Here is a 24,990-nt window from a genome sequence, read left to right on the forward strand (position 1 = left end):
CACGACATGCCGAGCACCAAGAACCGAGGAACGGGCCATGCGACAAACCCCCATCAGCACAGAGACACCCTGGTTCCGCCTCGAATCCGACGAAAGCGACTGGGCGGCCGAGAACCCCGCCGATCTCGCGCGCTGGATGGAGCAATTGCTGCTGATCCGCCGCTTCGAGGAAAAGATCCTCGACCTGCATGGCCAGGGACTCATCCATGGCCCGGCCCATGCCTCCATCGGGCAGGAGGCGGGCGCGGTCGGCGCCATATCGGTGCTCGGCACGGCGGACAAGATCAACGGCACTCATCGGGCGCATCACCAGATCCTCGCCAAGCTGCTGAACAGCGCCCTGCCGGAAGGCTATGACCCGCGCGGCGATGCGCCGGTGGAGGAGGCGGGCATGCTGGTCCGCCGCGCCATGGCGGAGATCATGGGGCTGGAGGAAGGTTTCTGCGGCGGGCGCGGCGGTTCCATGCACATGCGCTGGGCGCCTTCCGGCATTGTCGGCACCAGCGCCATCATCGGCGCCAACCTGCCCCATGCGGTGGGCTATGGCCTCGCCGACAAGGTGCTGGGACGCGACAACATCTCGGTCGCCTTTTTCGGCGATGGAACATTGATGGCCGGGCAGTCGCTGGAGGCGATCAACCTCGCCGCCCTCTACCGCCTGCCTGTCATCTTCTTCCTGGAGAACAATTTCTACGCCGTTTCCACCCATGTGCGGGAACAGACGCGCGAAACGCGCCTGACCACGCGCGGCGCCATGTTCGGCGTGCCCAGCGTGGAATGCGACGGCATGGACCTGATGGCCGTGCGCAAGGCCATGCGCTGGGCGACCGAGACCATCCGGGAAAGCGGCGGACCGGTCTTCATCGAGGCGCAGTGCTACCGTTTCCTGCATCAGAGCGGGCCGCTGCTCGGCAGCCAGTTCGGCTATCGCGACAAGGCGGAGGAGGATGCCTGGCGGGCGCGCGACCCCCTGGCCACGGTGCCGGCGCGGTTGAAGGCCATGGGCGTGCTGGACGATGCCGGCCTCGCCGCGCTGGATGAGCGCGCGCGTGGCGTGGTGGAGGAAGCCGCCGCCGCGCTGACGGAGGTGCCGCGCGGCTCCAACAGCCTGCAGGTCCGTGCCGGCGCTTACCCGGACGCCTCGCTGGTGGATGAGGGCATCCGCGGCGATCTTCCCGAGCTGGCCGGGGAACGTTTCCTGGAAGCGGGCGATGTTCCCGCCGAGGCGCGGGTGGAAGGAAAATACATCGAGGCCGTGGCCGCCGTGCTGCTGCGGAACATGGAGCGCGACCCGCGCATCGTGCTGATCGGCGAGGATGTGCACCGGCTGCGCGGCGGCGTCTCAGGCTCCTCGCGCGGGGTGATGGAGCGCTTCCCCGAGCGCGTCTTCGCCACTCCCATCTGCGAGAACGGCTTCACCGGCATGGCGCTGGGCGCGGCGCTTTGCGGGCTGCGGCCGGTGGTGGACATCATGTTCGGCGATTTCTGCATCGTCGCCGCCGACCAGATGTTCAACGGCATCGGCAAGTTCTCGCACATGTTCGGCGGCGGCTTCGGCGTGCCGGTGGTGGTCCGCGCCCGCGTCTCGCCCCAGGCGGGCTATGGCTCGCAGCACTCGATGGACCCTTCGGCGCTGTTCGCGCTGTATCCCGGCTGGCGCATCGTCGCCCCCGCCACGCCGCATGACTATGTGGGGCTGATGAACGCCGCTCTGCGCTGCGACGACCCGGTGCTGGTGATCGAGCACCAGGACCTGTTCCAGACCACCGGGCCCTTGCCGCGCGACGATCTCGATTTCTGCCTGCCGCTCGGCAGCGCCCGCATCGCCCGGGAGGGCCGGGCCTGCACGGTGCTGACCTATGGCGCCATGGTGCGGCCCTGCCTGGAGGCCGCGGAAAGCGCGGGCGTGGATGCCGAGATCGTCGATCTGCGCAGCCTCGATCCCACCGGGCTGGACTGGGAAACCGTGGCCGCCAGCATCCGCCGCACCAACCGCGTGCTGATCGCCGAGCAGACGGCGCGCGGCACCAGCCATGGCGCGCGGCTCGCCCAGGAGATCCAGGAGCGCTGCTTCGACTGGCTGGACGCCGAGATCCTGCGCGTCTCGGGCGGGGAAGCGGCGCCCGTGGTGTCGCGCCCGCTCAACATGGCGGCGTTGGGCAATGCGGCGAAGGTGGAGGCGGCGCTGCGGCGGCTGGCGGCCTGAGAAAAGGCGGCGGCCATGGATCGGCAAATGGGGATATGATATATCAGGATTCGCCAAGCCGCAGGACAGCCTGATGCCCCAGCCCATGCCCCTTCCGAACCATTCCCTGGATGCCGAGCTGCGCGCGCGCGCGCGGCTGGTCATTCCCGGCGGGCTCTGGGGCCATCTGAACGCGGCGCGGCTGCCGGAAGGCTATCCGCAATATTTCGCCTCGGCGGAGGGCTGCCGGCTGCGGGATGTGGATGGGCGCGAGTTCATCGACTTCATGTGCTCCTGGGGGCCGGTGGTGCTGGGCCACCATCACCCGGTCGTGGAGGCCGCCGCGCGGGAACAGGCGGCGCTGGGCGATTGCATGAACGGCCCGGCCCCCGTGCTGGTCGAGCTCGCCGAGCTGCTGGTCGGCCTGATCCCGCATGCCGATTGGTGCCTGCTCGCCAAGAACGGCACCGATGCCACCACCGCCTGCGTCACCATCGCCCGCGCCGCCACGGGCCGCCGCAAGCTGCTGGTGGCGCGCGGCAGCTATCATGGCGCGGTGCCCTGGTGCTCGCCCTCCGTCGCGGGCGTCACCGCCGAGGACCGCGCCCATCTGATCTCCTTCGACTACAACGACGCCGCCAGCCTGGACGCGGCCCTGGCGGAGGCGGGGAGCGATCTGGCGGCGGTGATCGTCACGCCCTTCCGGCATGATTTCGGCCGCGACCAGGAACTGGCCACGGCAAGCTTCGCCCGGCATCTGCGGGAGGCCTGCGACGCGGCCGGCGCCGCGCTGATCCTGGACGATGTGCGCGCCGGCTTCCGCCTGCATCTCGGCGGCTCCTGGGAGCCGCTGGGCGTGCGGCCGGATCTGGCCGCCTACAGCAAGGCCATCGCCAATGGCCACCCGCTGGCCGCCATCACGGGCGCCGAGCGCTTCCGGGAGGCGGCGACCGAGGTCTACACCACCGGCTCTTTCTGGTGCGGCGCCGTGCCCATGGCCGCGGCCGTCGCCACCCTGCGGGAATTGCGCCGCATCGATGGCCCGGCGCGGATGCGCGCCATGGGGGAGCGGCTGCGCGACGGGCTGGACCATCTGGCGCGGCGGCATGGCCTGGCGGTGCGCCAGACCGGCCCGGCGCAGATGCCGCTGATGACCTTCGCGGATGACGCCGACTGGCGGAAGGGCGACGGCTTCTGCGCCGAGGCGCTGCGCCACGGCGCCTATTTCCACCCCCGGCACAACATGTTCCTTTCCTGCGCGCATGGGGAGGCCGATATCGACCGCGCGCTGGAGGCGGCGGATGCCGGCTTCCGCGCGGTGCGGCGGATGGACTGAGGCGGGCCTCCAGCCGCCCCGTCTTCTTCGATGCTTGATATTTCTCGGAAAAAGGCCGAGGCTTGTGGCATGATGTGGCAGTCCTCAACAGATCGGCGCCGCCTCGCCCATGGTGGAAGCCTGCTCGCAGGCTTTTCGCCCCGGGTGGGCTGACGGCCTCCGTCAACTCCCGGCCCGGGGTTCCTTCGACAGCGGAACAAGGTCGCCCCGCGCTTGCGCGGGTGCGCCAACCATGTCCTGGAGGATGGATCTGTGGCGCCTGCCAACACCGACTGCCCATTCTGTGGCGAAATCCTTGACGCGATAAGCGGCACCTGCCCCGGCTGCGGCGGCCCCGCCGCGGCGCTCCCCTGGGCCGCGCCCGGGGAGATCATCATCACCGAGCGGGATCACCGCGTGCTGGGCGAGATCGTTTGCGGGCCGATGCGCGCCGGCGACCTCGCCGCGCGCATCCTGATGGAGAAGCTGGAATGCGGCCGCGTCGTCCCCGCGGAGGAGGCGCCCGCCGACCTGGTGACCCTGGGCGCGCGCGTCATCTTCAGCCTCGACGGCGCCACGGCCGAGGCGCGCGTGCTGGTTCACCCGGATGCGCGCAGCGTGTCCGCCTGGTCCCTGCCGGTGACGGCCGCGCGCGGCGCCGCCCTGCTGGGCCTGCGCGCGGGGGCGGAAACACGGGCGCCCCGCCTGCGCGGCGGCACGGAATGCATCGAGATCCTGTCCGTGCGGGGCCAGGCGGGGGGCGGCCTGCGCCGCGCCGTCCCCGCGGCGGCCACGCGCGGGATCACGGCGCCGGTGATGCTGCGGCCAAGGGCCAAGGCGGGCCGGCTCCGGCCGGATGACGATCCGCCGCCTTCCGCCGCATGAGCGGCGGCCCGGACGGCGCGTTCCGCCGCCGCGCCCGGCGATGAGCAACCGGCGATGAGCAACAGGGCGGCCCGGCCGATTTCGCGGCGCCGGCGGGCGCCGCGCCGCCTGTCGGGCCGCCCTTTTCCTGAACGAAACCCTGGCAAGAATATGGAGAATGCCATGAGCAAGGAAACCGAGGCGGGCGCCCTGCGCCCGCAACTGGTGATGTCCGCCTCCGACCACGGCCGGCTGATGGCCCTGGCGGAGGCCACGGCGCGGCGCAGCCCCCTGGTGGCCCGGCTGCTGCTGGAGGAGGTCGACCGCGCCGATGTGGTGCCGGCCGGGCAGGTGCCGGCCGATGTGGTGGCGGTGGGGTCCTTCGTGGAGTTCCACGATGCCACCACCAACGAGACGCGGCGGGTCCAGGTGGTGCTGCCGGGCGAGGCGGACATCGCCGCCGGGCGCATCTCCGTGCTGTCCCTCGTGGGGGCCGGGCTGATGGGGCTGCCGGTCGGACAGGCGATCGACTGGCCGACGCAGGATGGGCGGGTCAGGCGCCTCACCGTGCTGCGCGTCGATGCGCCGGCGCCCGGGGCCAGCGGGCCGGGTGGCGGGTCGGGCGCGGCCATCGCCATGACCTAGGCGCCGGGCCCCGGGTTGCGGGCGTGGCGCGGGCGGCGGAATATCGGATGGAGGCAGTTCAGGAGCGCGCCATGGCACAGGACCAGGATCGGATCAGGATTTCCTTTGAACAGGTCCGCCAGCTCGCGGAGCGGCCGCTGCTGCGCTGCGGCATCAGCCGGGAGCATGCCGATGCCATGGTCGATGCCGTGTCGCTGGCGGAAGCCGATGACGCGAAGTCGCACGGCCTGTACCGCATCCTCGGCTGCGTGGAGGCCGTCCGCTCCGGCAAGGTCGATCCCGGCGCCCGGCCGGAGGTCGTCCCGACCTCCGGCGCGGTGGTGAGGATCGACGCGAAGGGCGGCTTCGCGCTGCACCCGCTCCGCGTCGGGCGCCCGCTGCTGGCGGAAAAGGCGAAGCAGTTCGGCATCGCGGCGCTGGCCGTGAACAATTGCTACCACTTCTCGGCCCTGTGGGCGGATATCGAGCCGCTGGCGGAGCAAGGGCTGGTGGCGCTGTCCTGCACGATCGGCGCCTACAACGTCGCCCTGGCGGGCGGCTCCACCCCCGCCTTCGGCACCAATCCCTTCGCCTTCGCCTTTCCGCGCGGCACGGGACGGACGCCCTTTGTGTTCGACCTGTCCTCCAGCGTCGTGGCGAAGGGCGAGATCGAGCTGCGGCGCCGCGCCGGGGAAAGCCTGCCGCCCGGCTGGGCGGTGGACAGCCAGGGCGCGCCCACCACCAGCCCGGAGGAAGCCCTGAAGGGCGCGATCCTGCCCTTTGGCGGGCACAAGGGCGCGGCGCTGGGCCTGATGGTGGAATTGCTCGCCGGCCCCTTGATCGGCGACCTGCGCAGCGCCGAGGCCTTCACCGCCGATCCCAAGGATGCCGGCCCCCTGCGCGGCGGCTACCTGATGCTGGCGATCGATCCCGGCCATTTCGCCGGCGGCGAGGGCAAGCTGGACGCGGCGGATGCGTGGCTGACCTCGCTCGCGGAGCAGCACCGCCCCGCCCGGCTTCCCGGCACGCGCCGCCACGCGGCCCGGCGGCGCAGCATGGCGGAAGGGGTGCTGGTGTCCCGCCCGCTGCATGACCAGCTGCTGGAGCTCTGCTGACCGATGGAACTCCGCTGACCGGGGCGGGCCCTTGCCGCGCGCGAACAGGCGCGGCAAATGGTTCCGAACCATCCGCGCGGCGCGGACCGGCATGGGGAAACGAGAGCCATGGGCCTGCAGGTCGACCTGAACTCCGACATGGGCGAAAGCTTCGGCGCCTACCGGATCGGCGATGACGACGCGATGCTGTCGATCATCACCTCGGCCAATGTCGCCTGCGGCTTCCATGGCGGCGATCCGGAGGTGATGGCTCATGCCTATCGGGTGGCGAAGGCCAATGGCGTCGCGGCCGGCGCGCATCCCGGCTTTCCCGACCTGTGGGGCTTCGGCCGCCGCCGCATCCCCTTCTCCACCGGCGAGATCGAGCGCTTCGTCGCCTACCAGATCGGCGCGGCGCAGGCGATGGCCGCCTATACCGGGCATCGCCTGACCTATGTGAAGGCGCATGGCGCGCTGGGCAACCTGGCGGCGGAGGATGCCTCGGTCGCCGCCGCCATCGCCCGCGCCATCAAGGCGGTCGATCCCTCGCTGATCATGGTCGCCATCGCCCTGACGCGGCAGGTCGCGGCCGGCGAGGAAGCGGGGCTGCGCACGGTGCACGAGATCTTCGCCGACCGCGGCGTGGGCGAGGACGGCAACCTGATCGCGCGCGGCCAGCCCGGCGCCATGATCGAGGATGCCGACCAGGCCGCCGACCGCATCCTGGCGATGCTGCGGGCCAAGGCCGTCATCACCTCGAAGGGCGCCCACCTGCCCAGCCCGATCGACACGATCTGCGTGCATGGCGATTCCGCCCATGCCGTCGGCATGGCCCGCCGCGTGCGGGAGCGGCTGGAAGCCGCCGGCGTCACCCTGGCGCCGTTCAGCGGCTGAGCGGGCGGATGGACCTCGATCGCATCAAGGCGCTGATCGACCTGGTGGCCGCCGCGCCGATCGCGGATCTGCAGGTCGAGGAAGGCCCGTTGAAGATCCGCATCACCAAGCGCGCCCCGGCCGCCGGGAACGGAATGGCGGCGGAGCCTGCGGCGCGCCCGGCCGCGCCCCCGTCTCCCGCCGCGACGCCGCCCGCCGCCGCCGCGCCATCCCAGGGGCCACCCCAGGAGCCATCCCCGGCGGTGGACGCCGTGCTGTCGCCGATGCTTGGCACCTTCTACCGCGCCCCCTCTCCCGACGCGCCGCCCTTCGTGTCGGTCGGCGACATGGTCGAGGCCGGGCAGACCCTGGCGGTGATCGAGGCGATGAAGACGCTGATCAAGGTGGAGGCCGCCAAGGCCGGCACGCTGCGCGAGATCCTGGCCGAGAACGGCCAGCCGGTCGAGGAAAGCCAGCCGCTTTTTGTCATCGCATGAGCGTGGCGGGGCCTGTGTTCGACACCATCCTGATCGCCAATCGCGGCGAGATCGCGCTGCGCATCCAGCGCGCCTGCCGGCGCCTGGGCCTGCGCTCGGTGCAGGTGCATTCCGAGGCGGATCGCGACGCGCCCTATGTGCGCCTGGCCGACGCCGCCATCTGCATCGGCCCCGCCCCGTCCGCGCAAAGCTATCTGGACATGGGCGCGATCCTGCTGGCGGCCGAGGCCAGCGGCGCGGGCGCGATCCATCCTGGCTATGGCTTCCTGTCGGAGAACGCCGAATTCGCCCGGCGGGTGGAGGAGGAAGGGCTCGTCTTCATCGGCCCGCCTTCCGGCGCCATTGCAAGGATGGGCGACAAGATTTCCGCCAAGCGGGCGATGATCGAGGCCGGCGTGCCCTGCGTCCCCGGCTATGAGGGCGAGTTGCGGGCCGATGCGTCGAGCCTTCCCATCGCGCGAAAGGTCGGCTTCCCGGTGATCGTCAAGGCGGCGGGCGGCGGCGGCGGGCGCGGCATGCGCATCGTGCGGGCCGAGGCCGGGTTGCTCGACGCCATCGCCACCACGCGGGAGGAGGCGGGCCGCGCCTTCGGCAACCCGGCGGTGTATCTGGAGCGCTTTCTCCAGACCCCGCGCCATATCGAGATCCAGGTGCTGTGCGACGGCCATGGCCATGGCGTCTGGCTGGGCGAGCGCGATTGCTCCATGCAGCGGCGCCACCAGAAGATCATCGAGGAAGCGCCCGCCCCCGGCGTGCCGCGCGAGCTGCTCGACCGCGTCGGCGCGCGCTGCGTCGAGGCCTGCCGCCATATCGGCTATCGCGGCGCCGGCACCTTCGAGTTCCTTTACGAGGATGGCGAGCTGTTCTTCATCGAGATGAACACACGCCTGCAGGTCGAGCACACCGTCACCGAGATGACCACCGGCCTCGACATCGTCGAATGGCAGATCCGCATCGCCCGCGGCGAGCCCTTCCCGCTGGCCCAGCACGAGATCCGCCGCGACGGCCACGCCATCGAATGCCGCGTCAATGCCGAGGACCCGGAAAGCTTCCGCCCCTCGGCCGGCAAGGTCACGCGCTGGCACGCGCCGGGCGGGCCGGGGGTGCGCGTCGATTCCCATGTGGTGAGCGGCTATGTCGTGCCGCCGCATTATGATTCCATGATCGCCAAGCTGATCACGCATGGCGCCAACCGGGCCGAGGCGCTGGCGCGGATGCGCGGCGCGCTGGCCGAATGCGTGGCGGAAGGCATCCGCACCAACATCCCCCTGCACCGCGCGCTGATGGACGACCCGGATTTCATGGCCGGCGGCGTCAGCATCCACCACCTCGAGAACCGCCTGCGGATGGATCATTGATGCGCGGACAGGAGCTGATCGTCAGCGCCATGGGCGAGGCCGCCCTGTTGTGCGAAACGGAGCGCCCGCTGAACGATGCCGACCAGCGCCGCTACTGGGCGATGGCGCGCGCCGCCGAAGCCTGGCCCGGCGTGCTGGAGGCGATCCCCGGCGTGAACAACCTGCTGGTGGTCTATGACCCGGCGGCGGCCAGCGCCGCGGCGGTCGAGCGCGCGCTGCGCGAGGCCTGGACCGATGCCGTGTACCAGGCGAGCGAATCCCGGCTGATCGAGGTGCCGGTGATCTATGGCGGCGAGCTGGGCATGGACCTGCACGGCCTCGCCGCCCATGCCGGGCTGAGCCCCGAGGAGGTGGTGCGCATCCACAGCGAGGCGGAATACACCGTCTATGCCGTGGGCGCCGTGCCGGGCTTTCCCTACATGGCCGGGCTCGACCCCCGCCTGGCCTGGGCGCGGCGCGACGTGCCGCGGCTGCGGCTGGAAGCCGGCTCCATCATCATCGGCGGCGTGCAGGCGGGCATCATGCCGGTCACCACGCCCTCCGGCTGGCATTCCCTGGGCTGGACGCCGATGCCCTTCTTCGATGCCGCGGCCTCGCCCCCCGCCCTGCTCGTGCCGGGTGACCGCGTCCGCTTCACGGTCGAGGAGCTGCGGCTGTGACCGGGCCCGCCATGATCGAGATCCTCGCCGCCACGCCGCTCAGCAGCGTGCAGGATCTCGGCCGCTCCGGCGTCCGCCGTTACGGCATCGGCGTGTCCGGCGCGATGGACCCGATGGCGCTGTCCGCCGCCAACCTGCTGCTCGGCAATGAAAGGGGCGCGGCGGGGATCGAGATCACCGCATCCCCGCTGCGGCTGCGCTTCCTGGCCGACACGGCGTTCAGCCTGTGCGGCGCGGATGGCGCGGCAACGCTGGACGGGCTGCCCCTGCCGCCCTTCTGGGCCATGGCCGCCCGCGCCGGGCAGGAGCTTTCGGTGCGCGCGCCCCGCGCCGGCATGCGGGCCTATCTGGCGGTGGCCGGCGGGATCGACGTGCCTGTGGTGATGGGATCGCGCAGCACCGACCTCAAGACCGGCTTCGGCGGCCATGAGGGCCGTGGCCTGGCGGCCGGCGACCGCCTTCCCATCGGCACCCCCGCCGCCCCGCCCCGCATCCCGGAGGGCGGCTTCGGCGTCGCCCCGCCCGCGGGCATGCCCCTGTCGGAGGCGGACACCACCGAGGTGCGGGTGATCCGCGCCGCGCAATATGGCCGCTTCCCGGAGGCGGCGCATGAAACCTTCTGGTCCACCGCCTGGACGCTGCGGCCCGACAGCAACCGCATGGGCTTCCGCCTCGCCGGCCCGGCGCTGATCCCGGTGGAGCGTGTCGAGCTGCTGTCCCACGGCATCCTGCCCGGCGTGGTGCAGGTGCCGCCGGCGGGCGAGCCGATGATCCAGCTCAACGACGCCAACACCTGCGGCGGTTATCCGAAGATGGGCGTGGTGATCGGCGCCGACCTTTGGCGCCTGGGTCAGCTCCGGCTGGGCGGCGGCCTGCGCTTCGCCGAGGCGACGCGGGAGGAGGCGCTGGCGGCGCGGGCGGCGAACGAGGCCTATCTGGCCGGGGTGTCGCGGGCCTCGCGCCTGGCGCGGCGCGTCTGAGAAGGATGAAGCCATGACCGACCCGCAATCCCTGGCGGAGATCGCCCGTCACATGGCGGCCAGGGGCATCGAGGTGCTGGAGGTGCGCTCCGGCGACCGGCATTACCGACTGGTGGCCGAGGCGGAGGCTGCCCCGGTTGCCGCGGCGCCCCCTTCCCCGCCGCCCGCCGGCCACTTCACCAAGGCGGCGGGGATCGGGCGGCTGCGCTTCCATCATCCCCAGCGGGGCCGCCCCGAGACGGGAAATGGCGCGGTGCGGAAGGGGCAGGTGCTGGCCTATCTCCAGGCCGGGCTGCTGTTGCAGCCCGTGCTGGCGCCCTGCGACGGGACAATCGGCCCGGCACTGGCGGAGGAAGGCGCGCTGCTCGGCCATGGCGACAAGGTGTTCGCCATCCGGCCGGGCTGAACCCCTCCCCCCCGCTGCCGGGTTTTGTTTCCCGGCAGCGGGGGGCACGGCTCAGGCGCGGCGGACGCCCCAGGAATAGGGCATGCTGCCCTTCACGAAGCCGCTCAGGTCGTCGCGATAGGCGGTGCGGGACACGAACTGGCCCAGCGGAATGGTGGCCACCTCGTCCTGCGCCATCTTGTTGACCTGGTCGGCCAGGGCCTTGCGCTTCGCTTCCTCCGGCTCGTCCAGCCAGGACTGGATCACCGCCTCGATCTGCGGGCTTTCATACCAGCCGAACCAGCCCCGCCGCCCAGTGCCCTTGACCAGCGAGGACACGCCGGGATTGGCATAGGCCATGGCGGAGCCATAGGTGTGGAAGATGCTCCAGCCGCCCTTCTCCACCGGCTCCTGGCTGGCGCGGCGCTGCACCACCGTGCCCCAATCGGTTTCCGCCAGCTCCACATTCATGCCGATGCGCTGCAGCACATCCGCGGTGAGCTGGCCATGCGGGCCGATCAGCGGGAAGTCGGTGGGGTTGATGATCACCACCTTCTCGCCCTTGTAGCCGGATTCCGCCAGCCGGGCCTTGGCGCGGTCCAGGCTGCGCGGCGGCCGCGTCAGCTCCGAAAGGCCCTCGGTGCCATAGGGCGTGCCGCAGGGGAACAGGCTGTGGCATTCGCGCCAGAGCGACTTGTCCTGCCCGATCGTGACCTGCATGTAGTCGGCCTGGTTGACCGCTAGCGCCACGGCTTGGCGCACCTTCAGATCGTTGAAGGGCGGGTGCAGGTTGTTCAGCCGCATCAGGCTCATGAAGCCGGCGGGGAACAGCGTGTCGAGCTTGATGCGGCGGTTGCTCTGCAACACCGGCAGCAGGTCGTTCAGCGGCTGCTCGACCCAGTCCACCTCCCCCGCCTGCAGCGCCGCGGCGGCCGTGGCGGGATCGGGCATGATGTGCCATTCGACGCGGTCGAAATGCGCCACCTTGCCGCCGCTTGCCCAGTCGGCCGCTTCCTGGCGCGGCTGGTAGCCTTCGAACTTGGTGTAAACCGCGCGGCTGCCGGCGACGAACTCATCCGCCTTGAAGCGGAACGGGCCGGAGCCCACCACCTCCCGCGCCTGGGTGTTGGCGTCGGTCTTCGCCACCCGCTCGGGCATGATGAAGGCGACATTGGCATCCGGCTTGGCGATGGCGTCCAGCAGCATGGGGAAGGGCTTGGTCAGGCGGATCTCCACCGTGCGGTCATCTGCCGCGCCCCATTTCTCGACCACCTTGGCGAGAAGCTGGCCGAAGGGGTCGCGCTTCGACCAGCGCTCCAGGCTGGCCGCGGCATCGACCGCGCGAACCGGCTCGCCATCATGGAACTTCAGCCCTTCGCGCAGGCGGATGCGCCAGACCCGGCCATCATCGGAAACCGTGTGGCCTTCCGCCATCTGCGGCTGCGGGCGCTGCGAGCCGTTCACCGCGAAAAGCGTGTCATAGACGTGATAGCCATGCATCTGGGTGACGATCGCCGAGGTCCAGATCGGGTCCAGCGCCGTCAGGTTGGCCTGCGGCACGAAGCGCAACGTGCCGGCGCGGCTGTTCTGTCCCAGGGCGGGCCGCGCCAGGGTGGGGAGAGCGAGGGCGAGACCGCCCAAGCCTGCACTCCCGAGGAGTGTGCGACGTTGCATGACCATTTCCTTCCCTTATGCCCTTGAACGGGTGCGCCGAGGCTAGGCAAGGCGCCGGCAGGGGGTCAAGGCGCGCGCCGGCCCGGCACCGGCTTGAAGCGGGCCGCCAGCATCCCCATCTGTGATCGATCATGCGCCAGAAACCCATTCATCACGGCCGCCTTCGCCAGGCGGGAACCCTTCTCGCGCGCCCTTAGCCCCGGGCTGAGCGCGCGTGCCGCCGTTGCGGCATGCCAGGATCCGGCCCGGGGACCCCTCCAGAACTGAACCGAACAACGTGCGGGGCTTCGCCATCGCGGAGCCTCGCCATGCCCGGAGGAGGTCGTTGGTGCCTTTCACAATCTCAATCTGCGCCATCTGCCACGGGGCCATCGCGGGCCCGGTGGAGGTCTGCTACGCCTGCGCCTCGGCCACGGAAAGGCTGCGGGCCGGCGACAATCCCGATGCCCCCGTTGTGCTGACATCGCGCGACGGCGCGGCGATCCGGCGCTTCGCGCAGCTGCGCCTGGCGGCGGGCGACCCGCTCGCCTGGGCGCTGCGCGAGAAGCTGGAGCGTTCCCGCATCGTGCCGGCCGACGCCATCGATGCCGACATCGCCACGCTGGGCTCGCGGATCGTTTTCGCGGTGGGGGATGGCTGGCCGGAAGCGCGCGTGCTGGTGCTGCCGGCGGAGCATGCGGCGGCGGGCTGGACGCTGCCGGTGACGACGCCGCGCGGCATGAGCTTGCTGGGCCGCGCGGCCAATTCCGTGATGACCGTGGCGGGGCCCGGCGGCAGGCCGGAAAGGCTGCGCCTCCTTTCCATCGTCCACCAGCCGGAAGCCGCGTCCCTGGCGCTGGCGGCGGCATCCCTCGCGGCGGCGGGGCGCGGCCGCCCGCCCGGCCCCGGCGCCGCCGGAGGGATGCCGCAATGACGGCACGGCGGATCGCCTGGCCGCTGGCGGTGACGCTGGGCAGCATGGGCCTGCTGATCGCCCAGCCCGCCGTCATGCAGGTCCTGGGCGCGGCCGAGCTGGCGCCGCAGAGCGTCCAGGTCATTCGCCTGCTGCTCGGCGTGACGACCTACTTCGCCGGGGCCTGGCTGGCCACGCGGCTGGTGGGCAGCGTGCTGTCGCGCGACAAGCGCAAAGGGCGGGCGCGGTCGCCGAAGCTGCTGCAGGACCTGGTCAGCGTCGCGGCCTTCGGCGCCGCCGCGCTGGCCACCATCGCGCTGGTCTTCGAAGGCTCGGTGCTGGGCGCCGCCGCCACCTCGGGCGTCATTGTCGCCGTGCTGGGCTTCTCGCTGCGCGGCGTCATGGCGGACGTTTTCGCCGGCATCGCGCTGGGGCTGGAGCGCGCCTACCGCATCGGCGACTGGATCACCATCGAGGGCGGCATCAGCGGCCGCGTGGTGGAGATCAACTGGCGCTCCACCCAGCTGCAAACGCTGGACCGGATCCAGACGGTGATGCCGAACGGGCGCATCGCGCAGCAGCGCATCACGAACTACAGCGCGCCGCGCCCGCATTACCGGCACCAGATCCGCATCACGCTGGATCACGCGCTGCCGGCCGAGGACGCCAAGCGCCTGCTGGCCGACGCGGCCGCTTCCGCCGCCTGCGTCCTGCCGCAGCCGCCGCCCGATGTGCGCCTGGTGTCGCTGGAGCCGGAGGGGCTGGTCTACATGGTGCGCTACTGGGTGCCGAGCTTCGCCCAGGAGGTGGATTGCCGCGACGCCGTGCTGACCGCGGTGGATGGCGCGCTGCGGCGGCAGGCCGTGCCCGCGCCGCACCGGCGGCACCGGCACAGCCTGGACCGGGTGGACAAGGCCGATGCGGCAACCGTCCTGAGGGTGCTGCGGCCCGGCGCGGAGCCCGCCCCCGCCCAGGCCGAGGCGGCCCCGGCGGAGCCGCCGCGCCTGGCCGCGGGGCATGCCTGAGGCGGAAGGGCTGCCGAAGGGCGGCCGGGAAGGTTCCGGCCGCCCTTCGGCGGCATGAGGCCGGCTCAATCCGCCGTCAGGCGGCCTTCCTTCGCGGCCTTGCTGGAGATCCTGTATTCGGCCTCCAGGATGGCGGCGAAATCCTGCGGCGTGCTGGCAAAGGACTCGCTGCCCAGCTCGCGCGCCTTGGACACCGCTTCCGGATCGCGCACCGCCTGCTGGATGGCGGCGACGAGCTTGTCCTGCACCGCCTTTGGCGTGCGGGCCGGCGCCAGCAGGCCGATATAGGTGGTGCCGTCGATCTCCCCGAAGCCCAGCTGGGACACGGTCCTGACCTCCGGCAGGGCGGGATCGGGATTGGGGCCGAGCACGGCCAGCGCCTGCAGCGCGCCCGAGCGCACATGCGGCAGGGAGCTGGTCACCTGGTCGAAATGCACGTCGATCTGGCCGCCGATCAGGTCGCTCAGCGCGGGACCCGATCCCTTGTAGCTGACCACGGTGAACTTCGCGCCCAGCAGGTTCTCCAGTTGCAGCAGCGCCAAGTGGTTGGGCGTGCCCGGCCCGGAATGCGCGGCGGTGAGCTTGCCTTCGCCCGAGCGGGCATAGGCGGCGAGGTCGGCGAAGGTCTTGAAGCGGCCATCCGCCCTGCGGGACAGCAGCACCATTGAGCTTCGGTTGACCAGGCTGAGTGGCGCGAAATCGGCGCGGCCATAGGGCGTCGTGGTCATCTCCGGCACCGTGACGATCACCCCGCCGCCGGCGAGCAGCAGGGTATGGCCATCCGCCGGGGCGCGCGCGACCTGGCCGGCGCCGATGGCCCCGCCCGCCCCGGGGCGGTTGTCGATCACCACCGACTGTCCCAGCACCTTGCCGAGCGACTGGCCGACGAGCCGCCCCACCAGGTCGGTGTTGCCGCCGGGCGCGAAGGGCACGACGATGGTGACGGGCCTGGACGGGAAGTCCTGCGCCCGGGCCCTGGATGCGAAGGGGCCGGCGGCGGCGGCGAGCGCGCCCATGGCCAGCAGGTTGCGGCGATGCAGCTTCATTGGTGTTTCCCCAGGATTCATTGAGCCCGGGCCGGCGGAGGCCCGGAAAGCCTTCATCCGGGCCTGGCCCGGCTGCGGAGGCGTCAGGCCTCGTATTTCAGCACCGCGTCGAGCGTCCGGCGGATGGTGGAAAGCCGCGCTTCCTCGGTCGGCGGCATCGGTGCGCGCGGCAGCCCGGCATCGCAGCCCTGCAGGGTGAGGGCGGTCTTGATGTTGGCGGGCAGGTTGTCGGTCGCGATGGCGTTCCAGAAGGCCAGCATCGCCTTGTGCATCTCGAAGGCGCGGAGGTGGTCGCCGGCCTGCACCGTGTTCCACAGCGCCACGCAAACGCCGGGGATGGCCGCCGGCGTCGCCGCGATCGTGCCATGCGCGCCGAGCGCGAAGGAGGAATACAGCAGGGCGTCGATCGCCGAATAGATCTTGCAGCCCTCGGGCACGCCGAGCAGCAGGTCGGCCATCAGCTTCAGGTCGCCCTGGCTTTGCTTGACGCCCATCACGCCGGGCAGCTCGCTCATCAGGCGGATCAGCTGGGCGGGCGTGCAATAGTTCCAGGGCACCACGTTGTAGATGATGACGGGGATGTCGACCGCCTCGGTCAGCGCCTTGAAGTGGCGGAAGGTCGCGGCCTCGTCCGGCTTGAAAAGGTAATGCACCGGGGTGACCTGCAGCGCCGCGACCGGAAGATGCGCGATCGCCTTCGCCCGGTTGATGGCGTCGCGCGTGCTGTTGGAGATGATGCCCGCCACGATCGGCACGGCGCCATCCACCTCCTCGGCGGTGATCTCCATGATCCGCACGAACTCCTCAAGGGTGAGGGTGTGGCCCTCGCCGCTGCTGCCGCCGGGGCAGACGCCATGCACGCCCTTCGACAGGTTGAAGCGGATCACCGCGCGGAAGGCGGCCTCGTTGATCTCGCCATCCGCCGTGAAGGGGGTGACGAGCGGGGGAATGACGCCGGAGAGTTCGAGCTTCATCGGAGTTCCTCGGGATGGCCGGGCCAGTCGCGCCAAGCTGGGGCGTTCTGGTCGCGGGCTGACATGTCAGGACTCATATTGACCTTTCACTGACATGTCACTAGGTTTTTTCGGCTACCCTGAAGGAGGCGCAACAATGCGGCCCGCGCCTGGCATCACTTCCGCCGGCATCACTCTAGTTGGCGCCATTCCCGCCGGCATGGCCCCGCCCGCATGACCCCCGGCGCCGAGACGGAGGCCGTGGGGGAGGCTCCCTCCACCCAGCGCAGCCTCGCCTATGTGGGCTTCCAGCAGCAGATCATCGATGCCCGGCTGCGCCCGGGGCAGTTCGTGTCGCAGCGCGAGCTGATGAAGCTGCTCGGCATGTCGCTCGCCGCGGTGCGGGAGATGATCCCGCGGCTGGAAGCGGCGCGGCTGATCACCACGGTCCCCAAGCGCGGCCTGCAGATCGCCAGCGTCGACCTCAAGCTGATCCGCAATGCCTGGCAGGTGCGGTTCATGGTGGAGCGCGAGGCCACGCTGCATTTCGCCGAGGTCGCGGAAGCGGAAACCATCCGCCGGCTCATCGCCGACCACCGCGCCATCCTTGACCGCGCCCTGGCGCCGAAGCCGGACAGCGCCCTGGAGAAGGACGCGCAGGCCGTCGATTGGGGCCTGCACGACCTGATGGTGGACCTGATCGGCAACGAGATCCTGTCGGAGATCCACCGCGTGAACAGCCTGCATGTGCGGCTGATCCGCTTCGACGCCGATTCACTGCGCCCGATGCAGGTGGTGCCCGCCATGCGCGAGCATCTGGAATTCCTGGAAGCCCTGGCGGCGGGCGACCGGGACGGCGCGCTGCGGAAGATGATGGCGCATATCGAAAGCTCCAAGCGCCGGGTCCTGGAGGTGCTGACGCGCCCGGCCGCCGGCTGAGCGCCCTCTGGCCTATTCGTCGATCGCTTCCAGGGCCTGGGCCAGGTCGGCGATCAGGTCGTCCGGATGCTCGATGCCGATGGACAGCCGCACCAGCCCGTCCGTCACCGCGAGCCGTTCCCGGATGTCCGCCGGCACGCCGGAATGGGTGGTGGAGGCCGGATGGCTGGCCAGGGATTCCGTGCCCCCCAGGCTGACCGCCAGCTTGAAGACGCGAAGCGCGTTCAGCATGCGGAAGGCTTCCGCCTGTCCGCCCTTGATCTCCACGCTGAAGGTCGAGCCCGGCCCGGTGCATTGCGCCTCATAAACGCGCCGGGCCTCGCTCCCCTCCGGCAGGAAGCCCAGCCCATGCACGCGGGCGACCCTGGGATGGGCGGCCAGAAAGGCGGCGACGGCCTCGGCGTTGCGGGACGCCTCGCGCATCCGCAGCGACAATGTTTCCAGCGAGCGGCCCACCATCCAGCAGGAATGCGGATCGAGCTGCGTGCCGATGGCGCCACGGAGCAGGCGGATCGGCTGCAGCTCCGCGCGGCCGCCTGTCACCGCGCCACCCACCAGGTCGCTGTGGCCGCCCACATATTTGGTCAGGCTGTAGACGCAAAGATCCGCCCCCTGCGCCAGCGGCTTCTGGAAGACCGGCCCGAGCATGGTGTTGTCGCAAACAATCACCGGGCGGTGCCCTTGCCGCTGCGCGATCCGCTCCGCCGCGCCGCGCAGCAGCGCCAGGTCCACGAGCGAGTTGGTGGGGTTGGCCGGCGTTTCGACGATGATGAGGCTGACCCGGCCCTTGGCCATGGCGCGCCCGGCCGCCTCATCGATCGCCGCCTCGCTGAGGCCGTCGGAAAACCCTTCGGCCTGGATGCCATGGGCGGCGAAGGTCCGCATGAGCAGGGTTTCGGTGCCGCCATAGAGGGGCTGCGAATGCAGGATGGCGTCGCCCGGCCGCGCATGGGTCAGGATCGTCGTGGCGATGGCCGCCATGCCCGAGCTGAAGACCAGCGCGGCCCCGGCGCCCTCGAACGCCGCCAGCCGGTCCTCGATGATCTCGGCATTCGGGTGGTTGAAGCGCGAATACACCAGGCCGGCGCCGCCGGGCGGGGCGGGCTTGCGGCCCGACACCACGTCGAAATAATCCCGCCCCTCCTCGGCCGAGCGGAACACAAAGGTCGAGGTCAGGAACACCGGCGGCTTGACCGCGCCTTCCGACAGGTGCGGATCGTAGCCATAGCCCAGCATCAGCGTTTCGGGATGGAGGCGCCGGTTGCCGATCCGGTCGCCGGGATTGCCGTCCTTGCCCATCTGCCTTTTCCTTCCTCGGCGGCGCGTGCCCGTGCAGGAACGCGCCGCGAGGCTCCTGGGATGCGGTGTTCAGCCCGGCTTGCCGTCCGCCCTGGGCCGCAGCAGCATCGGCCCATGCGCCGCGAGGAACAGGACGAAGGCCAGCATCCACGCGGCGCCGGCTGCGGCATAGGGCAGCATCCCGGGCAGCAGGCCCGGCCCGAAGGCCCGCAGCGCCGCCGCCAGCGGCAGCAGCAGCCATGCCGCCACCATCGCCCGTGATGCCCGCAGCGGATGCCCGGTATGGCCCAGCGTGGCGCGTGGCATCACCGCCAGGATCATCAGCCCGATGGCGCCGATGCCTTGCAGGTGCAGCCAGTGCGCCGCCCATGCGGCCCCCGCGAGCAGGTGGGCCGCCTTCACCGCCAGGGCCACCGGCAGCATGAGATAGGCCAGGTGCAGCACCCACAGGATCGGCTGGCCCAGCGTCCGCAACCCATGCCAGCGGGACAGGCGCAACAGGGCCAGCACGGAAGCGCCCGCCGCCGCCATCCCGGCCAGCGGCCCGCCCGGCCATGCCAGATCCACCAGGATCACCGCCAGCAGCGCCGCGATGCCGGCGGCGTCCACGCCCGGCAGAGGGCGCGGCGCGGCCTCCTGGCCCGCCATCCTGAGGGCGTTGCGGGTGAAGGCCGGCACGATGCGCCCGCCGATCAACCCCACCAGGGCCAGGGCCACGTTCAGCGACAGCAGCGCGCCGCCTTGGAAGGTGCCGTCCCACCAGCCCGCCGCCTCGCCCAGCATCAGCACGTCCCCGGCCCAGAAGGCCAGAAGCAGCAAGGGCGGCCCCAGCAGGCGCGGCGTCGCGGCCCGTGCCAGGGCGGGAAGCACCGCCAGCAGCAGCGCGGGTATCGGCAGCAGCGCGATCATGGCGGCGGCGCCGGCAGGCACCGGGGAGCCGGGCAGCAGCACCAGCCGCGCGGCGACGAACAGCGCGGCCAGCAGTGCCAGCGGTGCGCCGGAATAGGCAGCGCGCCCGGTCCAGTTCGGAATGGCGGTCAGCAGGAAGCCTGACAGGGCGGCGCCGATGAAGCCCGCTAGCATCTCATGCCCATGCCAGCGCGCATGCGGCAGGGGCCCCTCGGGCAAGCCACCCCAATGCAGCGCCACGAGCCAGAGCGCGACCGTGGCGATGGCCCAGATGGCGCAAAGCAGGAAAAAGGGCCGCAGGCCCTGGCGGAACAGGGCGAAGCCGGCGGGGGGCGCCGTTCCTGGCCTTGCCTGGGCGGCCTTCATGACGGAACCGGCGGAAACAAGGTGGCACGGCCGGCGCTCCGGGCTGGCTGGCAGGTCGCGAAGGCGCGCATCTATGGCTTCACGGCGTCATGCATCCGGTTGGCCGCTTCCAGCCGCTGCCGGAGCTGCGGCAGCATCTCCGCGGCCAGCTGCTTCAGGCCCTCATCCGGTGCCTTCTCCGCGGCCTCATAGCCGCGGATCTCCTGCGTCAGCGCCTGGATCTGGATTTCCGCGTAGCGACGGCTGAGGGCGAGGAAGTCCAGTGGCTCCAGGTTCTCAAGCACCACCCGGTGCTCGAACTCCGCGTCCCCCGGCAGCGTCACGCCGCGCTCCCCGGCGAGGCTCCGCAGCCGGGCGAGCTGCTGTTCGCGGAAGCGCGCCATCCCGCCGGCGTACTCCCTGGCCTCGGGCCGGGTGTCGCGGGAGGCGGTCAGCGCCGAGGCGCGCTGTTGCAGCAGCGCGGAGCTGTAGGCGAAGGCCAGGAAATGGGCCGGGTCCACCGGGTCGCCGGTGTCCTGGGCCGTGGCGGCGCCCGATGCGAAGGCCGCCCCCGCCCCGAGCAGCAGAAAGGCGCGGCGCGTGGCGGCGGGCGCCATGGCTAGTGCCATCCCGGCACGCCGGTCATGTCCGGCAGGCGGTGGGCGATGCCCTTGTGGCAATCGATGCATGTCCGCTCCCCGCTGAACAGGAACCGCTCATGGGCCGCCGCCGCGCGCGGGTTCTGCTTCGAAAGGTCCATGGATTCCGTGGAATGGCAGTTGCGGCATTCCAGCGAATCATTGGCCGCCATGCGGATCCATTCCCGCTCCGCCAGGTGCCGCCGCATGCCGAGGAACTTTTCCCGCGTGTCGATCGAGCCGAAGACATGGCCCCAGACCTCCTTCGAGGCCTGCATCTTGCGGGCGATCTTCTGCGTCCAGTTGTGCGGCACATGGCAATCCGGGCAGCCTGCGCGCACGCCGGAGCGGTTGGTGAAATGGACCGTGCCCCGCAGCTCCTCATAGACGTTGCTTTCCATCTCGTGGCAGCTGATGCAGAACTCGGTGGTGTTGGTGGCCTCCAGCGCCGTGTTGAAGCCGCCCCAGAACACCACGCCCGCGCCGAAGCCGCCCAGCGTCAGGAAGGCGAGGCTGAAGCTGGTGGCGGGCGAGGTCGCCACCCGCACCAGCTTCAAGCCCCAGAACCAGTTCCACAGGCGCCGGATCAGGCCGGGCCTGCGTGGCGAGGCGCCGGTGCCGCCGCCCCCCGGAGGGGTGCCTTTCTCCGCGCCCGACATCAGCGGTTGCTCCGGCCGCCCGAATGCCGCTCAGGCTCGGTCAGCACGTCCATGTCCACGAAGCGGTTGTCGACCAGCGGCCGCGCCTCCGTCTGCGGCACGTGGCAGGCGAGGCAGGCATAGCGGCGCGGCGCCAGGCCGCCCAGCGTGTTGCCTTCCCGGTCCTGGTAATGCGTCACCGAGATCATCGGCGCCTGGCTTTGCTCGGTGAAGCGCCGGGCGTGGCAGGACATGCATTTGTTGGCATTGAGGTCGAGGGCATAGCCCTCGATCGCGTGCGGGATCACCGGCGGCTGGTCGGGATAGTTGCGCTTGACGCGGATGTCGTTGGTGATGGGCCGCTGCATGGGCGGCGCGGCCTGCTCACGGGTGAAGGGGTCCGGCCCGCGCAGGCGGGGCGCGTCCTGGGCCAGCAGGGCACCGGCGCCGAGGCAGGCGACGGCCATTGCCGTGAACAGAAGGCGCGGGCGCATCAGCGCGGCCCTCCCCGCGCATCAGGCTCCGAAGGAGCCGGCGCCCCGGCCTGGTTCATCGCCGCCACCACCTTCACCGCGCATTTCTTGTAGTCCGTCTGCTTCGAGATCGGGTCCGTCGCGTCCAGCGTGACCTTGTTGATGAGCTGGCTGGCATCGAAGAAGGGCACGAACACGACGCCGCGCGGCACCTTGTTGCGGCCCCTTGTTTCCACCCGGCTGCGGATCTCCCCGCGGCGGGAGGCGATGCGGACCTCCTGGCCGCGCCGCAGGCCGCGCTTCTGCGCGTCCTCAGGGTGCATGAACAGGATGGCGCCGGGAAAGGCCTTGTAGAGCTCCGGCACGCGCAGCGTCATGGAGCCGGAATGCCAGTGCTCCAGCACCCGCCCCGTCACCAGCCACAGATCATATTCCGCGTCCGGCGCCTCGGCCGGCGGCTCATAGGGCGCGCCCATGATGTTCGCCCGCTTGTCGGGATTGCCGTAGAACTGGATGCCGGTGCCCTTCTCCACATAAGGGTCGAGGCCCTCGCGGTAGCGCCAGCGCGTTTCCTTGCCGTCCACCACGGGCCAGCGCAGGCCGCGCACCTCGTGATAGGTGTCGAAGGGCGCGAGGTCGTGGCCATGGCCGCGCCCGAAGGAGGCGTATTCCTCGAACAGCCCCTTCTGCACGTAGAAGCCGTATTCCTTCGACTCCCGGTTCTCATAGCCCGGTGCCATGTCGGAAAGCGGGAAGCGGTCCACCTGCCCGTTGCGGAACAGCGCGTCGAACAGGCTCTTGCCCCGGTATTCGGGGGCCTTCTCCAGAATCTCGGCCGGCCAGACCTCATCGGTCGTGAAGCGCTTCGAGAATTCCATGAGCTGCCAGAGATCCGAGCGCGCCTCGCCCGGCGCATCGACCAACTGGTGCCAGAAATGCGTCCGCCGCTCGGCATTGCCGTAGCCGCCTTCCTTCTCCACCCACATCGCGGTGGGCAGCACGATGTCGGCCGCCATGGCCGTGACCGTCGGATAGGGATCGGAGCAGACGATGAGGTTCTCCAGGTTGCGGTAGCCGGGATAGGTCTCGTTGTTGGTGTTGGGCGCCGTCTGGAGGTTGTTGTTGCACATGATCCAGTAGGCGTTGAGCTTGCCGTCCTTCAGCATCCGGTCCTGCTGCACGGCGTGGAAGCCGACCTTGCCTGGCAACAGCCCCTCGGGAATCTTCCACAGCTGCTCGGCAAGCTTGCGGTGCTCGGGATTGGCCACCTGCATGTCGGCCGGCAGGCGGTGCGAGAAGGTGCCCACCTCCCGCGCCGTGCCGCAGGCCGAGGGCTGGCCGGTGAGCGAGAAGGGGCTGTTGCCCGGCTCCGAGATCTTCCCGGTCAGCAGATGGATGTTGTAGATCATGTGGTTCGCCCACACGCCGCGCACATGCTGGTTGAAGCCCATGGTCCAGAGCGACATCACCTTGGTCTTCGGGTCGGCGTAGAGCTTCGCCAGTGCCTCGAGCTGGCTTTTCGGCACGCCGGAAAGCTCATGCGCGCGGTCCAGCGTGTATTCGGAAACAAGGCGGGCATAGGCGTCGAAATCGGCGGCCTGGGAAACCTGCGCGTCGCCCGCGTGCTGGGCGCGCTGTTCCAGCACATGCTCGGGCCGCAGCCCGTAGCCGATATCGGTGTTGGCGAGGCGGAAATTCACGTGCTTCCCGACGAAGTCGCGGTTCACCGCGCCGGCCTGGATGATGTGGTTGGCGATGTAGTTCAGGATCGCCAGGTCGGAGCCGGGCCTGAAGATGACGGCGGCATCCGACAGGTCCGTTGTGCGGTGCTCAAAGGTCGAGAGGGTGTGGATGCGGACATGCTCCGCGCTGAGGCGGCGGTCGGTGACGCGCGTCCACAGGATCGGGTGCATCTCCGCCATGTTCGAGCCCCAGAGCACGAAGGCGTCGGCATGCTCGAAATCATCGTAGCAGCCCATCGGCTCGTCCATGCCGAAGGTGCGGATAAAGGTCACGGCGGCCGAGGCCATGCAGTGCCGGGCGTTCGGGTCCAGGTTGTTGGAGCGGAACCCGGCGCGCATCAGCTTGGAGGCGGCATAGCCTTCCCACAGCGTCCACTGGCCGGAGCCGAACATGCCGACCGCCTCCGGCCCTTTCTCCTTCAGCACCTTCTTCCAGTGCGCCGCCATGGTGTCGAAGGCCTGGTCCCAGGAGACGGGCTGCAACTCGCCCTGCTTGTCGAAGCGCCCGTCGCGCATCCGCATGAGGGGGCGGGTCAGGCGGTCCGCCCCGTACATGATCTTGGACAGGAAATAGCCCTTCACGCAGTTGAGGCCGCGATTGACCTCGGCGCGCATGTCGCCATGGGTCGCGACGACCCGCCCGTCCTTGACGCCCACCATGACGCCGCAGCCGGTGCCGCAGAAGCGGCAGGGCGCCTTGTCCCATTTCAGCCGCAGCTCCTCCCCGAGCGTGATGTTCTGCGCCTCGGCCGGGAGGGCAACATTGGCGGCGGCTGCCGCGGCGGCGGCCGCCTGGGCCTTCATCAGGTCACGGCGTGAGAGATCCATAACTGCTGCTCCCGGTGCTGGAATCCCTGGGATGGGATGGCTCGAACTGGTGAAAGACGAGCGTGGCGGCGAGAACGCCGTCGAGGAGCTGGACCTGGTTCAGCCGCTCCACGATGTCGCCCTCGGTCGCCGTTTCGAGCGTGACGACGAGCTTGCCTTCCGGCACGCCGCCATGGACCTCCATGCCGTCCATGTCGCGCAGAACGGCGGCGATGGCGGCGGCGCGCTCGCGGCGGCAATGCACGACGAGGCTGGAGACATGGAACGCGTCAGGCATCCGCCGCCTCCCCCTCCGCGGGCGCCGCGACCGTGATGGCTGAGGCCGGGCAAAGGGCGGCGCAATCCGCGCAGCCCGTGCAGGCATCGGCTTCCACGCGCGGCACGGCGCCGCCACGGACGAGGGTGAAGCGGATGGCGCCGGTGGAGCAGGCGTCGCGGCAGCTCATGCAGGCGATGCCGCGAAAGGCGAGGCAGGATGGCGCGATGCCGGCCACGGGCCGGGGCGGCGGGGCGTCGGCCATGGCGGGCTTGCCGAACAGGAGGCCGCGCCGGCCGAGCGGGGCGGGTGATGTCATGGCCCGCGCCTCACACCGGGCCCGGCGGGCCGGTGAACAGGTAATACATCCAGACCACGAAGCCCCATCCCGCGACAATGCCGACGGCGATGAAAGGCCATATCAGCACGGCGAGGAGCAGGAACACGAAGCCTTCGTAGCGCCGCCGCGCCGTGTCCGTTCTGCCGGCCATTCCGGTGG

General features: G+C 70.7%; 26 protein-coding genes. 14 read left to right on the forward strand and 12 right to left on the reverse strand.

Annotated features, from left to right (window positions below):
* Positions 1-37: 37 nt before the first annotated feature.
* The 11 genes from F0Q34_RS12660 to F0Q34_RS12710 all read left to right on the forward strand — a co-directional run bounded on the left by F0Q34_RS12660 (position 38) and on the right by F0Q34_RS12710 (position 10,855).
* Complete coding sequence (locus tag F0Q34_RS12660) at positions 38-2,206, forward strand: alpha-ketoacid dehydrogenase subunit alpha/beta (protein WP_149812584.1); 2,169 nt, start codon at positions 38-40, stop codon at positions 2,204-2,206.
* A gap of 73 nt (positions 2,207-2,279) precedes the next feature.
* Positions 2,280-3,521 carry an aminotransferase class III-fold pyridoxal phosphate-dependent enzyme gene (locus tag F0Q34_RS12665; RefSeq protein WP_241665464.1) on the forward strand — a complete coding sequence of 414 codons (1,242 nt, stop codon included), beginning with the start codon at positions 2,280-2,282 and terminating at the stop codon, positions 3,519-3,521.
* Positions 3,522-3,773: 252 nt separating this feature from the next.
* Entirely contained in the window at positions 3,774-4,385 is a 612-nt protein-coding gene (locus F0Q34_RS12670; protein WP_149812585.1) for a hypothetical protein, read from the forward strand.
* A gap of 162 nt (positions 4,386-4,547) precedes the next feature.
* The gene (gene rnk / locus F0Q34_RS12675) at positions 4,548-5,009 is read left to right on the forward strand and encodes a nucleoside diphosphate kinase regulator (protein WP_149812586.1); all 462 of its coding nucleotides are present in this window, start codon (positions 4,548-4,550) and stop codon (positions 5,007-5,009) included.
* Between the two features lie 71 nt (positions 5,010-5,080).
* A complete protein-coding gene (locus F0Q34_RS12680; RefSeq protein WP_149812587.1) occupies positions 5,081-6,103 on the forward strand; it encodes an Ldh family oxidoreductase in 1,023 nt (340 codons plus the stop codon).
* A 108-nt stretch (positions 6,104-6,211) separates the two neighbouring features.
* On the forward strand, positions 6,212-6,976 hold the full coding sequence (locus tag F0Q34_RS12685) for a LamB/YcsF family protein (protein WP_149812588.1): 765 nt from the start codon (positions 6,212-6,214) through the stop codon (positions 6,974-6,976).
* 8 nt (positions 6,977-6,984) lie between these two features.
* The gene (gene accB / locus F0Q34_RS12690) at positions 6,985-7,452 is read left to right on the forward strand and encodes an acetyl-CoA carboxylase biotin carboxyl carrier protein (protein WP_149812589.1); all 468 of its coding nucleotides are present in this window, start codon (positions 6,985-6,987) and stop codon (positions 7,450-7,452) included.
* Positions 7,449-8,810 carry an acetyl-CoA carboxylase biotin carboxylase subunit gene (gene accC, locus F0Q34_RS12695; protein WP_241665465.1) on the forward strand — a complete coding sequence of 454 codons (1,362 nt, stop codon included), beginning with the start codon at positions 7,449-7,451 and terminating at the stop codon, positions 8,808-8,810. The genes accB and accC overlap by 4 nt, the downstream gene beginning before the upstream one ends.
* Entirely contained in the window at positions 8,810-9,469 is a 660-nt protein-coding gene (gene pxpB / locus F0Q34_RS12700; RefSeq protein ID WP_149812591.1) for a 5-oxoprolinase subunit PxpB, read from the forward strand. Before accC ends, pxpB begins: the two co-directional genes overlap by 1 nt.
* A complete protein-coding gene (locus tag F0Q34_RS12705; RefSeq protein ID WP_206668012.1) occupies positions 9,466-10,449 on the forward strand; it encodes a 5-oxoprolinase subunit C family protein in 984 nt (327 codons plus the stop codon). Before pxpB ends, F0Q34_RS12705 begins: the two co-directional genes overlap by 4 nt.
* Positions 10,450-10,462: 13 nt before the next feature.
* Positions 10,463-10,855, forward strand: a complete 393-nt coding sequence (locus tag F0Q34_RS12710; protein WP_149812592.1) for a hypothetical protein — start codon at positions 10,463-10,465, stop codon at positions 10,853-10,855.
* 51 nt (positions 10,856-10,906) lie between these two features.
* Here the strand turns inward: F0Q34_RS12710 and F0Q34_RS12715 are convergent, their stop codons facing one another.
* On the reverse strand, positions 10,907-12,508 hold the full coding sequence (locus F0Q34_RS12715) for an ABC transporter substrate-binding protein (protein WP_149812593.1): 1,602 nt from the start codon (positions 12,506-12,508) through the stop codon (positions 10,907-10,909).
* 328 nt (positions 12,509-12,836) lie between these two features.
* On the opposite strand from F0Q34_RS12715, the gene F0Q34_RS12720 reads away from it, so the two are divergent.
* On the forward strand, positions 12,837-13,421 hold the full coding sequence (locus tag F0Q34_RS12720; protein ID WP_149812594.1) for a hypothetical protein: 585 nt from the start codon (positions 12,837-12,839) through the stop codon (positions 13,419-13,421).
* Positions 13,418-14,425 (forward strand): mechanosensitive ion channel family protein, encoded by a 1,008-nt coding sequence (locus F0Q34_RS12725; protein WP_149812595.1) that lies wholly within the window; start codon positions 13,418-13,420, stop codon positions 14,423-14,425. Before F0Q34_RS12720 ends, F0Q34_RS12725 begins: the two co-directional genes overlap by 4 nt.
* 65 nt (positions 14,426-14,490) lie before the next feature.
* Here the strand turns inward: F0Q34_RS12725 and F0Q34_RS12730 are convergent, their stop codons facing one another.
* Positions 14,491-15,471: a Bug family tripartite tricarboxylate transporter substrate binding protein gene (locus F0Q34_RS12730; protein ID WP_149812596.1), complete on the reverse strand. Its 981-nt coding sequence runs from the start codon at positions 15,469-15,471 to the stop codon at positions 14,491-14,493.
* A gap of 83 nt (positions 15,472-15,554) precedes the next feature.
* Positions 15,555-16,445: a dihydrodipicolinate synthase family protein gene (locus F0Q34_RS12735; RefSeq protein WP_149812597.1), complete on the reverse strand. Its 891-nt coding sequence runs from the start codon at positions 16,443-16,445 to the stop codon at positions 15,555-15,557.
* Positions 16,446-16,658: 213 nt separating this feature from the next.
* Between F0Q34_RS12735 and F0Q34_RS12740 the strand changes: the two genes are divergently transcribed.
* On the forward strand, positions 16,659-17,363 hold the full coding sequence (locus F0Q34_RS12740; RefSeq protein WP_149812598.1) for a GntR family transcriptional regulator: 705 nt from the start codon (positions 16,659-16,661) through the stop codon (positions 17,361-17,363).
* 12 nt (positions 17,364-17,375) lie between these two features.
* Here the strand turns inward: F0Q34_RS12740 and F0Q34_RS12745 are convergent, their stop codons facing one another.
* From F0Q34_RS12745 to F0Q34_RS12785, 9 genes are all read right to left on the reverse strand, one after another.
* Entirely contained in the window at positions 17,376-18,662 is a 1,287-nt protein-coding gene (locus F0Q34_RS12745; RefSeq protein WP_149812599.1) for a cystathionine gamma-synthase family protein, read from the reverse strand.
* A gap of 69 nt (positions 18,663-18,731) precedes the next feature.
* Positions 18,732-19,937 carry an NnrS family protein gene (locus F0Q34_RS12750; protein ID WP_149812600.1) on the reverse strand — a complete coding sequence of 402 codons (1,206 nt, stop codon included), beginning with the start codon at positions 19,935-19,937 and terminating at the stop codon, positions 18,732-18,734.
* A gap of 71 nt (positions 19,938-20,008) precedes the next feature.
* Positions 20,009-20,533: a DUF4142 domain-containing protein gene (locus tag F0Q34_RS12755; RefSeq protein ID WP_161600868.1), complete on the reverse strand. Its 525-nt coding sequence runs from the start codon at positions 20,531-20,533 to the stop codon at positions 20,009-20,011.
* 2 nt (positions 20,534-20,535) lie between these two features.
* Positions 20,536-21,213 (reverse strand): NapC/NirT family cytochrome c, encoded by a 678-nt coding sequence (locus F0Q34_RS12760; RefSeq protein ID WP_149812602.1) that lies wholly within the window; start codon positions 21,211-21,213, stop codon positions 20,536-20,538.
* Complete coding sequence (locus tag F0Q34_RS12765; protein WP_149812603.1) at positions 21,213-21,686, reverse strand: nitrate reductase cytochrome c-type subunit; 474 nt, start codon at positions 21,684-21,686, stop codon at positions 21,213-21,215. The genes F0Q34_RS12760 and F0Q34_RS12765 overlap by 1 nt, the downstream gene beginning before the upstream one ends.
* A complete protein-coding gene (gene napA, locus F0Q34_RS12770) occupies positions 21,686-24,235 on the reverse strand; it encodes a nitrate reductase catalytic subunit NapA (RefSeq protein ID WP_149812604.1) in 2,550 nt (849 codons plus the stop codon). The genes F0Q34_RS12765 and napA overlap by 1 nt, the downstream gene beginning before the upstream one ends.
* A complete protein-coding gene (locus tag F0Q34_RS12775; RefSeq protein WP_149812605.1) occupies positions 24,216-24,512 on the reverse strand; it encodes a chaperone NapD in 297 nt (98 codons plus the stop codon). The genes napA and F0Q34_RS12775 overlap by 20 nt, the downstream gene beginning before the upstream one ends.
* Positions 24,505-24,810 carry a 4Fe-4S dicluster domain-containing protein gene (locus F0Q34_RS12780; protein WP_149812606.1) on the reverse strand — a complete coding sequence of 102 codons (306 nt, stop codon included), beginning with the start codon at positions 24,808-24,810 and terminating at the stop codon, positions 24,505-24,507. Before F0Q34_RS12780 ends, F0Q34_RS12775 begins: the two co-directional genes overlap by 8 nt.
* Positions 24,811-24,820: 10 nt before the next feature.
* Positions 24,821-24,982, reverse strand: a complete 162-nt coding sequence (locus F0Q34_RS12785; protein ID WP_149812607.1) for a periplasmic nitrate reductase, NapE protein — start codon at positions 24,980-24,982, stop codon at positions 24,821-24,823.
* Positions 24,983-24,990 lie beyond the last annotated feature (8 nt).

This window comes from Teichococcus oryzae, assembly GCF_008386565.1.
GTDB lineage: Bacteria > Pseudomonadota > Alphaproteobacteria > Acetobacterales > Acetobacteraceae > Pseudoroseomonas > Pseudoroseomonas oryzae.

Bases quoted from the DNA above. Each gene is read 5' to 3' on its own strand.
- F0Q34_RS12665 (WP_241665464.1), top strand. From the start codon at position 2,280: ATGCCCCAGCCCATGCCCCTTCCGAACCATTCCCTGGATGCCGAGCTG.
- F0Q34_RS12725 (WP_149812595.1), top strand. From the start codon at position 13,418: ATGACGGCACGGCGGATCGCCTGGCCGCTGGCGGTGACGCTGGGCAGC.
- F0Q34_RS12780 (WP_149812606.1), bottom strand. From the start codon at position 24,810: ATGACATCACCCGCCCCGCTCGGCCGGCGCGGCCTCCTGTTCGGCAAG.
- accC (WP_241665465.1), top strand. From the start codon at position 7,449: ATGAGCGTGGCGGGGCCTGTGTTCGACACCATCCTGATCGCCAATCGC.
- F0Q34_RS12775 (WP_149812605.1), bottom strand. From the start codon at position 24,512: ATGCCTGACGCGTTCCATGTCTCCAGCCTCGTCGTGCATTGCCGCCGC.
- F0Q34_RS12660 (WP_149812584.1), top strand. From the start codon at position 38: ATGCGACAAACCCCCATCAGCACAGAGACACCCTGGTTCCGCCTCGAA.
- F0Q34_RS12680 (WP_149812587.1), top strand. From the start codon at position 5,081: ATGGCACAGGACCAGGATCGGATCAGGATTTCCTTTGAACAGGTCCGC.
- F0Q34_RS12755 (WP_161600868.1), bottom strand. From the start codon at position 20,533: ATGGCGCCCGCCGCCACGCGCCGCGCCTTTCTGCTGCTCGGGGCGGGG.
- napA (WP_149812604.1), bottom strand. From the start codon at position 24,235: ATGGATCTCTCACGCCGTGACCTGATGAAGGCCCAGGCGGCCGCCGCC.
- F0Q34_RS12730 (WP_149812596.1), bottom strand. From the start codon at position 15,471: ATGAAGCTGCATCGCCGCAACCTGCTGGCCATGGGCGCGCTCGCCGCC.
- accB (WP_149812589.1), top strand. From the start codon at position 6,985: ATGGACCTCGATCGCATCAAGGCGCTGATCGACCTGGTGGCCGCCGCG.
- F0Q34_RS12785 (WP_149812607.1), bottom strand. From the start codon at position 24,982: ATGGCCGGCAGAACGGACACGGCGCGGCGGCGCTACGAAGGCTTCGTG.
- rnk (WP_149812586.1), top strand. From the start codon at position 4,548: ATGAGCAAGGAAACCGAGGCGGGCGCCCTGCGCCCGCAACTGGTGATG.
- F0Q34_RS12740 (WP_149812598.1), top strand. From the start codon at position 16,659: ATGACCCCCGGCGCCGAGACGGAGGCCGTGGGGGAGGCTCCCTCCACC.
- F0Q34_RS12685 (WP_149812588.1), top strand. From the start codon at position 6,212: ATGGGCCTGCAGGTCGACCTGAACTCCGACATGGGCGAAAGCTTCGGC.
- F0Q34_RS12750 (WP_149812600.1), bottom strand. From the start codon at position 19,937: ATGAAGGCCGCCCAGGCAAGGCCAGGAACGGCGCCCCCCGCCGGCTTC.
- F0Q34_RS12735 (WP_149812597.1), bottom strand. From the start codon at position 16,445: ATGAAGCTCGAACTCTCCGGCGTCATTCCCCCGCTCGTCACCCCCTTC.
- pxpB (WP_149812591.1), top strand. From the start codon at position 8,810: ATGCGCGGACAGGAGCTGATCGTCAGCGCCATGGGCGAGGCCGCCCTG.
- F0Q34_RS12710 (WP_149812592.1), top strand. From the start codon at position 10,463: ATGACCGACCCGCAATCCCTGGCGGAGATCGCCCGTCACATGGCGGCC.
- F0Q34_RS12765 (WP_149812603.1), bottom strand. From the start codon at position 21,686: ATGCGCCCGCGCCTTCTGTTCACGGCAATGGCCGTCGCCTGCCTCGGC.
- F0Q34_RS12760 (WP_149812602.1), bottom strand. From the start codon at position 21,213: ATGTCGGGCGCGGAGAAAGGCACCCCTCCGGGGGGCGGCGGCACCGGC.
- F0Q34_RS12745 (WP_149812599.1), bottom strand. From the start codon at position 18,662: ATGGGCAAGGACGGCAATCCCGGCGACCGGATCGGCAACCGGCGCCTC.
- F0Q34_RS12715 (WP_149812593.1), bottom strand. From the start codon at position 12,508: ATGCAACGTCGCACACTCCTCGGGAGTGCAGGCTTGGGCGGTCTCGCC.